The organism is Kushneria avicenniae (genome assembly GCF_900112585.1).
GTDB classification, from domain to species: domain Bacteria; phylum Pseudomonadota; class Gammaproteobacteria; order Pseudomonadales; family Halomonadaceae; genus Kushneria; species Kushneria avicenniae.
Map to the genome: position 1 here is coordinate 386,128 of NZ_FOLY01000001.1, position 12,732 is coordinate 398,859.

Below are 12,732 nucleotides of genomic sequence, written 5' to 3' on the forward strand. Positions count from 1 at the left end.
AACGCGACCTGGCCCTTCAAGATCGGCGCTCAGGTCGCTATCATGTTCCTCCCTTTTCCGGATCAAGTTTTCAATGGTTAGCGGACTGCCCTGTATCGGCCCTCACCGGCTGACCGGGCGCGTCATTCTTGCGCCCATGGCGGGAATCACCGATCGCCCCTTTCGCCAGCTGTGCAGAACGCTGGGCGCAGGCCTGGTGGTTTCCGAGATGGTAACGGCCGACAAGCGGCTGTGGCACACGCCCAAATCGCGCCTGCGGCTGGATCACAGCGGCGAGCCCGGCCCGCGCTCGGTTCAGATTGCCGGCGGCGACGCCGCCATGCTGGCAGACGCCGCCCGCGTCAATGCTGACAACGGTGCCGAAATCATCGACATCAACATGGGCTGCCCGGCCAAGAAGGTCTGTAACAAGGCGGCAGGATCAGCCCTGATGCGTGATGAGGCGCTGGTCGCCGAGATTCTTGAACGCGTGGTCAGCGCCGTGGACATCCCGGTAACGCTCAAGATCCGCACCGGCTGGTGTGACAGGACCCGCAACGCGCTCACCATCGCCCGCATGGCAGAATCGGCAGGCATTGCAGCGCTGAGCGTTCACGGCCGCACCCGCGAGCAGCGCTATCAGGGCGAAGCCGAATACGACACCATTGCCCGGATCAAGTCCGAGCTTTCGATACCGGTCTTTGCCAACGGTGACATCAACGGTCCCGAAAAGGCGCGCGAGGTTCTGGCGCATACCGGCGCGGATGCTGTCATGGTCGGCCGTGCCGCCCAGGGCAACCCCTGGATATTTCGCGAGATCGAGCACTATCTTGAAAGCGGCAGCCTTCTGGCATCGCCCACCGCCAGCGAGCGTGCAGGGGTCATGACCGATCACCTGGAAGCCCTTTATGCGCTGTATGGCGAGCACATGGGCGTCCGTATCGCGCGCAAGCATATTGGCTGGTATCTCGCCGGCGCCGAGCATGGCGAACGCTGGCGCCGCGAATTCAATACCCTTGAAGACTGCGAAGAGCAGCAGCGCTTTTTGCAGGTGCTCTTCGCCGAAAATTCTCCGTTCGCCCCCATAGATGGAACGCGTGCCGCATGAGTAGTCATCCATTGTCTGATCACGAGGGTGAATCCCCCATTCAACTTCACCAGCATCCGTCACAGTCACGCACGCTGCGTGAGGCGGTTGATCAGGCCATGTCGCTGTATTTTTCCCATCTTGATGGTGAAAACGTCACCGACCTGTACAACATGGTCATGGCCGAAGTAGAAGCCCCCCTTCTACGCTCTGTCATGGCCCATACCCGCGGCAATCAGACCCAGGCATCGCAGATGCTGGGCCTTAATCGCGGAACATTGCGCAAGAAGCTCAAACAGTACGACCTGATCTGAGACCACTGCCCGGATCACGCATGACACGCTTACTGCCTGCCACGGAAACCTCATGACCCATCAAGACGAGACCGCCATGCCCCACGATCACATGCCCATTCGCCGCGCTCTGATCAGCGTGTCCAACAAGGAAGGCATCGTGGACTTCGCCCGCCGCCTCGCTGATCTTGGCGTGGAGCTGCTGTCGACCGGCGGCACTTGGCGCCTTCTCAATGAACAGGGCATTGCCGTGACCGAAGTCTCCGAGCACACCGGCTTCCCGGAAATCATGGACGGCCGGGTCAAGACCCTGCACCCGCGCATCCACGGTGGCATTCTGGGACGTCGCGGTCAGGATGATAACGTCATGGCCGAGCATGACATCGCCCCGATCGACATGGTGGTGGTCAATCTTTATCCCTTCGAGGAGACCGTAGCCGACCCGGACTGCACGCTGGCGCGCGCCATCGAAAACATCGATATCGGCGGGCCCACCATGGTGCGTGCCTGCGCCAAGAATCATGCCTACACCACCATCGTAGTGGATCCGACCGATTACACCCGGGTGCTTGACGCGATGGAGGGTAATGCTCAGGGAACCGACAACGCCCTGCGCTTTGATCTGGCCGTCAAGGCTTTTGAGCATACAGCAGGTTACGACGCCGCCATTGCCAGCTACCTTGGCGGCATCGTTGAAACCGGTGACAGCGACACTAAAGCCCTGCCTCGCACCTGGTCGACCCAGTTCCACAAGCGCCAGCAGATGCGCTACGGCGAAAACCCGCATCAGCAGGCCGCCTTTTATACCGAGAATGATCCGGCATCGGGTAGCGTCGCCAGCGCCGTGCAGCTGCAGGGCAAGGAACTGTCCTACAACAACGTGGCCGATACCGACGCAGCCCTTGAATGCGTCAAGACGTTTGATGCCCCGGCCTGTGTCATCGTCAAGCATGCCAACCCCTGTGGCGTTGGCATCAGCCGTGACGGCCAGCTCAAAAGCGCCTATGAGCTCGCCTTCGCCACTGACAGTGAATCTGCCTTCGGCGGTATCATTGCCTTCAACCGCGAGCTTGATGGCGACACGGCAGCTGCCATCGTCGAACGCCAGTTTGTTGAAGTCATCATCGCACCCACCATCAGCGATGCCGCTCGCAAGGCGGTTGCCGACAAGAAAAACGTGCGTCTGCTGGAGTGCGGTGCATGGCCTGACAGTGCCGCCGAAAGCTTTGATTACAAGCGTGTCACCGGCGGCCTGCTGGTGCAGTCACGCGATGATGGCATGGTGACCGAAGCGGAGCTGCGCACGGTCACACAGCGCGCGCCCTCCAGCGAGGAGCTCGATGATCTGCTGTTTGCCTGGAAGGTTGCCAAATATGTGAAATCCAACGCCATTGTCTACGCCCGTAACGGCCAGACCGTGGGTGTGGGTGCCGGTCAGATGAGCCGCGTCAATTCTGCCCGGATCGCAGCCATCAAGGCAGAGCATGCCGGCCTTGAGGTCAAGGGCAGCGTCATGGCCTCGGATGCCTTCTTCCCCTTCCGTGATGGCATCGACAATGCTGCGGCAGCCGGCATTACGGCAGTGATTCAGCCTGGCGGCTCCATGCGTGATGAGGAGGTCATCAAGGCCGCCGACGAAGCCGGCATGACCATGGTCTTTACCGGTATGCGCCATTTCCGCCACTAAAACTGTTTTCCTAAAACAGTTTCATATCCCCTCCAGAAGGGCCGCCATCACAGAATGGCGGCTCTTTTTTTATATGCAATGACTGCAAAAAAAGCGTGGCATCTATTCGATAAAAAGTTTCTCGCTGAACCCAGACTTAATCCAATCGGCACAATTTTGAAACCGTTATACCAGCAGAATGCATTGCCTGGTCAGTGCTGGCTGTTCTCACCTGCAAGGGCAAAAAACCAAAAAAATCCGGAGAAGCCTCAAATGTGGAAGTCATTCGCCATCAAGGGATGGACACTGAAAAAAATCACCATTGCCGTTGCCATGACCGCTGTCACAACAGCAGGAACCTACCACTACTCCAAGGTAGAAAGCTGGTCATTCACACCGGCGGCTCAGGCCAGCACCGGCATGTGCTCGTAAACACACATGCCTGACCGGACCGGCCGGCATGATCGGCCACACCGGTATCGGTACCCAAAACCCCGCCGGAGCGGGGTTTTTTGAGGGTTCATGGAGGGCTGTGACGCCAGCGTCATCACTGGATCGTCATGCACAGATACTTTGTTTCCATGTACTCATCCAGCCCGTAGTGTGAGCCTTCGCGCCCCAATCCGGACTCTTTCATGCCGCCAAACGGTGCTGCAGCGTTGGACACCAGCCCCTCGTTGACCCCCACGATGCCGTATTCAAGCGCCTCGCCCACACGCCAGATGCGCCCGGCATCACGCGTATAGAAATAGGCCGCCAGACCAAATTCGGTATCGTTGGCCATGCTGATCGCCTGCCCTTCATCGTCAAAGGGAAATACCGCTGCCAGGGGTCCAAAGGTCTCTTCAGAGGCTACCTTCATGGATGCATCGGCACCGTTGATCAGAGTTGGCTGATAAAAGCGCCCACCCAGCGTATGCTGATGACCACCGATCATGAGCTCCCCGCCCTTGTCAATGGCGTCCTGCACGTGTTCGTGCACCTTGCTGACCGCATTGTCATCGATCATGGGGCCAATATTGACGCCATCCTCCATGCCATTGCCGACGACCAGATCACCATTCATCGCGGCTGCCAGCTTTTCACAGAAAGCGTTGATCACCCCTGACTGCACCAGAAACCGATTGGTACAAATGCAGGTCTGCCCCGCGTTGCGGAATTTCGATGCCATGGCGCCGGCCACTGCGGCATCAAGGTCGGCATCGTCAAAGACGATAAAGGGTGCATTGCCGCCAAGCTCCAGCGAGAGCTTCTGAATATGATTCGAGGCCTGTGACATCAGCTTGCGTCCGACCTCGGTCGACCCGGTAAAGGTAATCTTGCGCACCAGAGGAGAATCGGTCATGGCCCGGCCGATATCACTGGCGCTGCCCGGTAGAACATTGAACACACCGCGCGGCACGCCGGCACGCTCGGCCAGCACTGCCAGCGCCGTGGCTGACAGCGGCGTCTGGCCGGCCGGCTTGATGACGATGGGGCAGCCTGCAGCCAGCGCGGCCGCGGCCTTGCGGGTAATCATCGAAGAGGGAAAATTCCAGGGCGTGATGGCGCCCACCACACCGACCGGCTGCTTGAGCACCATGATGCGCTGATTGGCCTTCGCGCCCGGAATGGTATCGCCATAGACACGCCGCGCTTCTTCGGCGAACCAGCGCATGAAACTGGCCGCGTAGACGATTTCACCTTCGGCTTCGGCGACGGGCTTGCCCTGTTCAAGCGTCATGATACGGCCAAGATCGCGCTTGTGCTCGATCATCAGCTCATACCAGCGATAGAGAATATCGGCGCGCTCGATGGCCGTACGCCCGCGCCAGTCCGGAAAGGCAGCATGCGCCGCTTCAATGGCGCGGTTGGCCTCATCGGCGCCCAGACGCGGCACCCGGGCAATGATCTCGCCCGTGGCAGGGTTATCGACCTCGATCTGCTCACCGCTGTCGGCGGCCACCCAACTGCCGTCGATGTAGGCAAAGGGGCGAAAGAGGCTCTGGTCGTTCAACGTTTCCATGTCGTTCTCCTGTCGATTTGAAGTTCCTGCGACACTCAAGAGATGTGCCAAGCATAGGACATGCCATCAAACAGGAGAACCGTTGCCCGGCGAGCACCTTCCAGCGCCCGGGGCAACGCATGGCGCCTAGTTGTAGACCAGCGTCAGAAATTCCTGACGTGAAGGCAGATTATCGCGGAAGTCCCCCAGCATGACCGATGTCTTCATGCTGGAATTCTGCTTTTCAACGCCGCGCATCATCATGCACATGTGGCGTGCCTCGACAATAACGCCGACACCGCGGGCATCGGTGGCGTCCTGTACGGCATTGGCGATCTGTCGGGTCAGCTCTTCCTGGATCTGCAGGCGTCGCGCGTACATGTCCACGATACGGGCAAACTTGGAGAGCCCCAGCACCTTGCCTCGGGGCAGATAGCCGATATGGCACTTGCCGATAAAGGGCAGCATGTGATGCTCGCACATCGAGTAGAGCTCGATGTCCTTCACGATGACCATCTCATCGGTATCCGATGAAAATACGGCGTCGTTGACGATGTCGCCAAGACTTTGCTGATAACCGTGCGTCAGGAACTGCATCGCCTTGGCCGCCCGTGCCGGCGTGTCCTGAAGTCCTTCACGCTCGGGGTCTTCCCCCAGCGCAGAAAGGATTTCGCGGTAGTGGTTTTCCATCTCCTGACTCATGTTTCTTTCCTGCGTTTCGGGTATATCCGGCGTCACATACGGACACCGTGGCATGGATGAGCTCCGGTCGAACCCGGAGACCGTGTCACGCTGCTTTACGCCAGCCAGCGAGGTGACGAGAGCGCGACACGTTGCTGTTCGAGAGTTCTGATATGCTGATCCCAGTAATGTTCACTGGCAAGCCAGGGAAAGGCACGCGGGAAAGCCGGATCGCTCCAGCGTTCTACCAGCCAGGCACTATAACGCACCAGCCGCAGCGTTCGTAGCTGTTCAATCCACCCGAACTGCTGTCTGTCCAGCTCGCAGTGCTCTTCATAGCCTTCTATCAATTCCGCCAGCTGCGCCTGCCAGGACGGCTCATCCTCACCGGTCAGCAGCATCCAGAGATCCTGGATGGCGGGTGCCATGACGCAGTCGTCAAAATCCACCAGCGTGAAATGATCTTCCCGCCCCAGAATATTGCCCAGATGACAGTCGCCGTGAACACGCTGAAAGGCGTCATCGGGCCATGCCTTGTCGGGCAGCATGTCCAGTAGTGCCTGACTGACCTGCTCGTGGGCACGCTGCTGGCGAGCGTTGAGCCAGTGACTGGCATGAACGCTTTCAATACTCTCGAGCGCAATGGTATGGGGCCGCAGTATCGAGCGATGCGAAAAGGGCCGGCGGCGGGCCACGGCATGCATGCGACCGATCATGCTGCCCAGTGAAAACAGATGCTCGGGATTATCCAGTTCCGGTGCCTGCCCGGGCACGAAATGGAAGATCGCCAGACGAAAACCATCATGATAATGCAGCGTCTCACCAGAGTCGTTGCGCCAGAGTCGGTTGACCGGACAGCGCGCCGAGTGAAGCTCTTCAACGAAGGCATGTTCTTCCAGGATGGCAGCGTCGCTGAGCCGATCGGGTCGATAAAACTTGACGATAAAACGCTGATTCTGATCATCGCGCCATAAAAAAACCCGGTTCTCGTAGCTGTTCAGCGCAAAGGGCTCGCCTTCGATACGAAAGCCCTGCGCTTCCATGGCCGCCACAACGCGGGCCGGGTCGAGCTGTTCAAAGGGGTGGGACACCATGGCAACCTCCGCGTCAGAAGGCGCCATGCTATCAGATTGCGCGTGCCGCCGGGGTACGGGCAATCGCACAGGCCCCGACATGAACGGCGCCCGCCTCGCGGCAGGCCGTGGAGAGCGCTTCAAGCGTTGCGCCTGTGGTCATGACATCATCAAGCATCACGACCGAGTCAGGCAGCGCTGATGTCACGCGATAGACGTGACGAACGTTACGCTTTCGGGCCGCACGCGACAGCCCTCGCTGAGTCGGCGTCAGACGCAGCCGTGTCGCCCGATACAGGGGTACCTTCAGTGCACAGGCAATCTGTCTGCCCAGCCACAGGGTCTGATCGAATCCACGACTGCGCGCGCGACTGGTATGAAGGTCGGCCGTGACAATGGCCTGAATCTGACCGGGCCGGGATACCAGCGCATGAAGCATGAGCTGAAAAAGAACATGACCGGCTCGACGATCGGCGCTGAACTTGAACCGCTGAATCAGCCGCGCGATCTCCCCTTCATAGAGAAAAGGCACCCGGCTGGCATCAAAATCCGGCCGCTTTTTCAGGCAGTGGCCGCAGGGCATGTCAGCGGGCACGGAGGTCGGCCGGGGCTCACTGCACAGCGGGCAGGCACTCTCGAGCCACGGCAGCGTTTCGAAACAGGTATCACACCAGGGTCTGTCGCCTGAAATGCCTGCCAGACAAAAATGGCAATGCCCGGGCATGGCCCGGACCAGCATGCGATTGAGTCTGTCGGTCAGACCCCGGCCTTTCGCCAGCAGGGGATACCCTGGTTTATTTTTCATGATATTCCTTTCAACCGTATCAATAAGGTATCGGCTGACATCGTCGAGAGATTGACCTCCCCTCATCAATGAAACTGTCTGGAAATTGACCCGACCATCTTTTGAGTTCAAAGCTCGCCTTATCAGTATCTGCAAGGTGTACCAGACAATAAAAAACCCGGCGTCATGGCCGGGCAAACAGGATCAACAGTGCTTCTTCAGAGATAGGCTGTAATGGCCTGGTCCATGACAATCCGATCGTTGGCCTGCTCGAATCTGATCTGATTCACTGGCTGAGCAGTACTGTACTGGTCAGCGCATTCGTCATGGCTGGGCTATGACTGTGATACCCGAAATAGGATGCGTAAGCGGCATTTTCCCTGGCAACGCCTGAATGCGCCTGATGATTCAGAGGCTGATGGATGTTCTCGTATGTTTCAGCCATCGCCACGCTATGACCATTGGACACAGCAGGAAGCCCCTTCTCGGTGCGATGTGGCATGAAAGAGGTATCGAGGGGCTGGCTGTTATTGGCATAGGTTTGCGCCATGGCCGCGCTTTGGCCGTTTCCGATGGAGATACTCTGAGTTGAAGCCATGGCTGTGCCAGCAGTAGTGGCAATGACAAAAGCGGACACGATGGAAACCAGTGCAGTGCGCATAATAAACTCCTTTATATCTTCCGAATAAAAGAAAAACGGAGCCACTCGCTGTATCACAGCGGAATATTTCGTCTTTCTCTCGATGTGGGAATCATTATGCGACTTAAGTCTGCCACCATAAATGCACGCAATGACAAAAGTCTGTTGCTAAAAAAACAACAATGAGGCGACTGTCTCAGAAATTACGCAAGCTTCAATAGGGGGTCATAGAAAGCCGTTTCACTACGCCAGCTCACCACGAATATTCGCAGGAGATCAAACACCGCCGATCCGAAGTGCATTCAACGAGAACACTAGAATTTAAAAATACAAACCCAGATACATACAATCCTGAGCCTGCTGCTTCATGGATAGTCAGTAATATTAATGAAGCAATGAGAGAATAGCTTGAGGGGATGAACGGGGTGTGATCAATCGCAGTGAAGAGGCGATGGGGTCATGATCATGATTCAATGCGCTCGGTACATCGTTAAAAAACGCAAACCATTGAACTGACACGGTGCGAAGGCGAGAACAATTCCTTTTGTTAAAAACAATGTCTTGCGCACATCAAAAATATTGAAGGCATACATTCAGGTCGTCTAGATGCTGGAAACAGCCTACCAAGCCAATAAGCGGCGAAGTGATATCTAAACATGTTGCATCACCGGGACGTCGACGTCGATTTGGTAGATTCTGCCCAGACGCTTATGTGTCAGCACCTCTCTGAATTTACCGTAGAAGGTAGTGCAAAAGAGCGTGTTGCCACCTTCCCCTCCCAACGTACAGGAAATTGAACACCCTCCGAATATCAGTTTGTCTGAAAAATTTCCTGATCTCGTTATACGGATAAACTCTCCGGTATTGAAACAGGCCACCCAGATTCCATCTTCAGCATCGATACAAATGCCATCGGGTTTTCGATGCCCTAGGTCGGCATAAACACGGCGATCAGCAAGCTCACCCCCGGCATTGCGGGTAAAAGCCGTCAAACGGCAGGCCAGGGTTTCTGCGACAATCAGTGTGCTGCCATCTTGCGTCAAGACGGCCCCATTGGGAAAATGCAGATCATCCGCAGCTACTCGGATGGCACCGTCAGGCGCGACAACATGCATTTGCGCTGGAACGGCAGGAGCGCCTTTCATGAGGTCGGATCCAAAGTTACCGACATAAGTTCGGCCTGAATCGTCTATAACAAAATCGTTGACATCTCCAGTGGCAAAATCTTGCAGATCAGCATGAACGACCAGCTGTCCATTAACGTTTTTCATCAATTTCCGATTTTCCGAAGAAGCAACCAGAAGCGTGCCATCCGGGAAAAAACCAATACCAGATGGCCGCCCCGGCATGTCGTGAACCAGAGCACGATCACCCTTGCGATCAAAGGTATAAAGCTTTCTATCAAAAACATCGGAAATCCAAAGCCTGTTGCCCTGCCAGCGCGGCGCCTCAGGAAAGACAAGATCATCTGCAAATAAAGAAGTCGAGTGAACGTTCAAATTCATTCCCAACCTTTTACATATTATTTAATGAATCAGTGCCCACTCATGAAAGCGCACAGCAGTAATGACTTTGATGCGTTCATTGCAGAGGATGCTGTTGGCCCGGACCTCACCCGAAGCGTATTCGGTGTCAAGTTGACTCATCAATCAACTAGGATCATCAGGTACAGGCAAGACCTGTAAAGACGCCAGGCAGAGTTGTTGTTTTCATAGTGTGTTGAACTTTCCAAACCGATAAGCCCAATCAGGCCCATCCTCGGTGCCGTAGGCAAGCTGGGCCGTTAGCAGCGCGAATGGTTCAATGTATCGTGCGATTGCCAGCGGTCCCGCATTAACGGGAGAAAATCCGATAGTGGTTAAAAGTTCTGCCGCGGCGCGTCCGGCATCAGCATCATCCGAACAATAAACGCAGCTTGCCTTTCCGGGGTGTTGACGCGCGTCGAACACTTCGGCAAATACCTCGCTCGGCGTGCTCTGAAAGGCCGCTGCGACCTTCGCGCCGGGCAGTTTTCTGGCAATCTGCTCGGCACCGGAGTCAGTATGCCCAACAACGAGTTTTGAATCCGTCTCATCAAGCGGTACACAGCAGGTCACAACTGTCTTGCCGACCAGACTGCCCGCCTGCGACAGCACATCGTCAAGGCGTGACCAGTGCACCGCCAGCAGAATCACATCCGCCCTCGCGGCTTCCGCAGGTGTCCCGCTTGCAGCCGTTTGGCCGGCACGCCGAGCGAGGTCATCCAGTTTCGACTGGCGCCGCGAATAGCTGAAAATCACTTCATGGCCGGCCTGCGCGAACAGTACACCAAGCTTGCCGCCCATAAGCCCCGATCCCAGTATCCCGATTTTCATGCTCTTCTCCCTGTAAAGGTGACAACTGCTGCCATCATGGTCGCTGCCGCGAGCGATTTACCGTGTGTCGGCGGAGGTGACGGGATTGCGTGCTGCAATCAGAGTAACGACGCAGGCAATAATGGCCAATATCCAGTAACCGCTCAGCACCTGAGGCAGACTGGCAAATCGAGCAAACTGACCGGCGATCAGCGAAGGTATCGCGGCACCGGAGTAGCAGGTAGTGAAAATGACCGCGAAGACACCAGCCCGCTCGTTTGGCCCGGCATTGGCCAGAAGCCCTCGAATGCTGCCTGACAGGACAGCCCCCTGAGCGATACCGGCGCAGGCACTGGCCAGAAGGAAAGGCACTACAGCTTCAGCCATCAGCGACGCCAATAGCCCCCCGACGCACAATGCAAAGAATATGCTGCCAAGACGCTGCGCCCCAGCAGGCGAAAGCCTGGTCGTTAATGGTCCACCGAGAACACTGGGTGCCATATAGGAAGAAAAGACAATGGCGGCAATCAGGGCATTGGTAGAGCCAAGCTTGTCTGCTGCCAGAGAGGGACCAAAGGCCTGGAAAAAGCCCCCCAGCGCCCAGGTCGCCACAAAAATACAGCTTGCAACGGGAAACAGCTTCCAGCTCATGGTCGGCATGGAAAAGCGCGGTTTGAGGGAGGCCAGTGCCCCGGCATGTCGTGGAGAAGTCTCACGACTCAACAGGAGCAATACAGCACATCCCGCCAGACCAATAAAAATGGGCAGATAGGGAATCACCGTTCGCAACGGCGCATATTCAGTCAACGCGCCGGAGGTAATGGCCCCGATGGTCAGACCGACCATCGTGCCGGTACTTGTCACTGCCGGCGCAAGCCAGGCCGGTTTCAAGGGGGCATTGTCCGTCACATAGGCTGCCGCTGCACTGGAGGCCAACCCACAGGAAAGTCCCTGTAAAATGCGCCCGATGATCAGCGACACCACGCCCGAAACGTTCATGAATACCACGCAGGCGAGCATGCCGAGCACGACAGACAACAATACAACCGGACGTCGTCCGACATGATTGGACAGACGGCCCAGGATCAATAGCGCCGTAATCGCACTGATGAAATAAAACACTGCCGTCAATGACAGCTCAAAATAGGTGAGATTTTCAGCAGCACGATAAATGGCGTAAAGCGGTATGGGGGTCGCCGAGGCGGCAAAGACCGCAATAAGCGACAGTGATGCCGCCCAGAATCCCAACCTGTCAGGCTGTGTATGGGCAGATGACATGATTATCCTCGGGCGAATGTTTTATTGGAGGTCAAAAAAGCCCGCCATATGAACACTCATATGACGGTCGGGCGGCACACGGATCAGAATGGCCCATATTATTGGTTCAGACAGTTACCGCACGCATCTTCATGGCGGGGACAGGTAATCAGGCCTTTGCTTCTGCATGTTTGTTCACACAGTAGCGAAGCCACACTACGCCCTGATCCAGAACTTCATGAGAAGCCAGCGTCAGTGCTGCAAGCGCATGTGGAAACCGGGCAACCTCTCCACGGTGATTATAGATCGAAGGGATGTCTGCCAGACCATCAATGACCGGGAATACAAGCGTACTGACTTCATCAATCGCCTTTGCTGCCAGAAAGGCACCATTGAGGATACCGCCACCTTCCAGCAGAAGCCTTGACACGCCGAAGTCATCGCCAAGACTGTCAAGCGCTGCGTCAATGTCCCTGCCATCCGGCCCTGCAAACGTGTATGACACACCGACACGACGCAGGCGATCCAGATAGGCATCATCAACGCTGGTGGACAACACGATCAGCAGATGGTCTTCATCAAGATAGGGCGAATCGTATTCATGGCGTCCGCTCGGATCCATGATGATCGCCAACCCGCGGTCACGGCGATCCCCATGAAAAACGACGCGCTCCGATGCCGATGAAGCGGGCGTTTCAATGGAGGGCTCTCGCTCTGGAAAAAAGCCCTTCATCGTTTTTCGCCCCACCATCCAGGCATCGCCCTCAAGGCGACTGGCGGCCGTCTCATAAAGGCGCTCGATGAAGCCGACCTGCCGCTCACCGGTGCCGGTATCCCATCGCTGTGGCAACAACCTGCCATCCAGCGACATGATCATGTGTGAAATGACCGTGGGTCGCATATCCTTTTTCTCCTGGATCTCGCCCGGACCAGAGCCGGCACACAAAAAATCAGG

The 12,732-nt window shown here is 56.7% G+C and carries 13 protein-coding genes; 4 read left to right on the plus strand and 9 right to left on the minus strand.

From position 1 onward, the window contains the following. Positions 1 to 73 precede the first annotated feature (73 nt). Genes dusB through BM079_RS16540 form a run of 4 tightly spaced genes read left to right on the plus strand, consistent with a single transcriptional unit; the run spans position 74 to position 3,457 of the window. Positions 74 to 1,087: a tRNA dihydrouridine synthase DusB gene (dusB, locus tag BM079_RS01830; protein ID WP_090130231.1), complete on the plus strand. Its 1,014-nt coding sequence runs from the start codon at positions 74 to 76 to the stop codon at positions 1,085 to 1,087. Next, positions 1,084 to 1,380, plus strand: coding sequence for a DNA-binding transcriptional regulator Fis (gene fis, locus BM079_RS01835; RefSeq protein ID WP_245742784.1), 297 nt, complete (start codon positions 1,084 to 1,086; stop codon positions 1,378 to 1,380). Before dusB ends, fis begins: the two co-directional genes overlap by 4 nt. A 52-nt stretch (positions 1,381 to 1,432) precedes the next feature. Beyond that, positions 1,433 to 3,046, plus strand: a complete 1,614-nt coding sequence (gene purH, locus BM079_RS01840) for a bifunctional phosphoribosylaminoimidazolecarboxamide formyltransferase/IMP cyclohydrolase (RefSeq protein WP_090130233.1) — start codon at positions 1,433 to 1,435, stop codon at positions 3,044 to 3,046. 54 nt (positions 3,047 to 3,100) lie between these two features. Further along, on the plus strand, positions 3,101 to 3,457 hold the full coding sequence (locus BM079_RS16540) for a hypothetical protein (protein WP_139215234.1): 357 nt from the start codon (positions 3,101 to 3,103) through the stop codon (positions 3,455 to 3,457). Positions 3,458 to 3,572: 115 nt separating this feature from the next. On the opposite strand, the gene BM079_RS01845 is transcribed toward BM079_RS16540, so the two are convergent. From BM079_RS01845 to BM079_RS01885, 9 genes are all read right to left on the minus strand, one after another. After that, positions 3,573 to 5,030, minus strand: coding sequence for an NAD-dependent succinate-semialdehyde dehydrogenase (locus BM079_RS01845; RefSeq protein ID WP_090130235.1), 1,458 nt, complete (start codon positions 5,028 to 5,030; stop codon positions 3,573 to 3,575). 126 nt (positions 5,031 to 5,156) lie between these two features. Then, on the minus strand, positions 5,157 to 5,711 hold the full coding sequence (gene folE, locus BM079_RS01850; RefSeq protein ID WP_217639618.1) for a GTP cyclohydrolase I FolE: 555 nt from the start codon (positions 5,709 to 5,711) through the stop codon (positions 5,157 to 5,159). A 95-nt stretch (positions 5,712 to 5,806) separates the two neighbouring features. Then, complete coding sequence (locus BM079_RS01855) at positions 5,807 to 6,781, minus strand: serine/threonine protein kinase (RefSeq protein WP_090130784.1); 975 nt, start codon at positions 6,779 to 6,781, stop codon at positions 5,807 to 5,809. Between the two features lie 34 nt (positions 6,782 to 6,815). Beyond that, positions 6,816 to 7,568 carry a ComF family protein gene (locus BM079_RS01860; RefSeq protein WP_245742785.1) on the minus strand — a complete coding sequence of 251 codons (753 nt, stop codon included), beginning with the start codon at positions 7,566 to 7,568 and terminating at the stop codon, positions 6,816 to 6,818. A gap of 265 nt (positions 7,569 to 7,833) precedes the next feature. Beyond that, entirely contained in the window at positions 7,834 to 8,208 is a 375-nt protein-coding gene (locus tag BM079_RS01865; protein WP_090130239.1) for a hypothetical protein, read from the minus strand. Between the two features lie 629 nt (positions 8,209 to 8,837). After that, positions 8,838 to 9,692 (minus strand): SMP-30/gluconolactonase/LRE family protein, encoded by an 855-nt coding sequence (locus BM079_RS01870; protein ID WP_090130788.1) that lies wholly within the window; start codon positions 9,690 to 9,692, stop codon positions 8,838 to 8,840. Between the two features lie 204 nt (positions 9,693 to 9,896). After that, the gene (locus tag BM079_RS01875) at positions 9,897 to 10,541 is read right to left on the minus strand and encodes an NADPH-dependent F420 reductase (RefSeq protein WP_090130240.1); all 645 of its coding nucleotides are present in this window, start codon (positions 10,539 to 10,541) and stop codon (positions 9,897 to 9,899) included. Positions 10,542 to 10,598: 57 nt separating this feature from the next. Further along, positions 10,599 to 11,798: an MFS transporter gene (locus tag BM079_RS01880; RefSeq protein ID WP_090130242.1), complete on the minus strand. Its 1,200-nt coding sequence runs from the start codon at positions 11,796 to 11,798 to the stop codon at positions 10,599 to 10,601. Between the two features lie 148 nt (positions 11,799 to 11,946). Beyond that, positions 11,947 to 12,678 (minus strand): dihydrofolate reductase family protein, encoded by a 732-nt coding sequence (locus tag BM079_RS01885; protein ID WP_090130243.1) that lies wholly within the window; start codon positions 12,676 to 12,678, stop codon positions 11,947 to 11,949. Positions 12,679 to 12,732 lie beyond the last annotated feature (54 nt).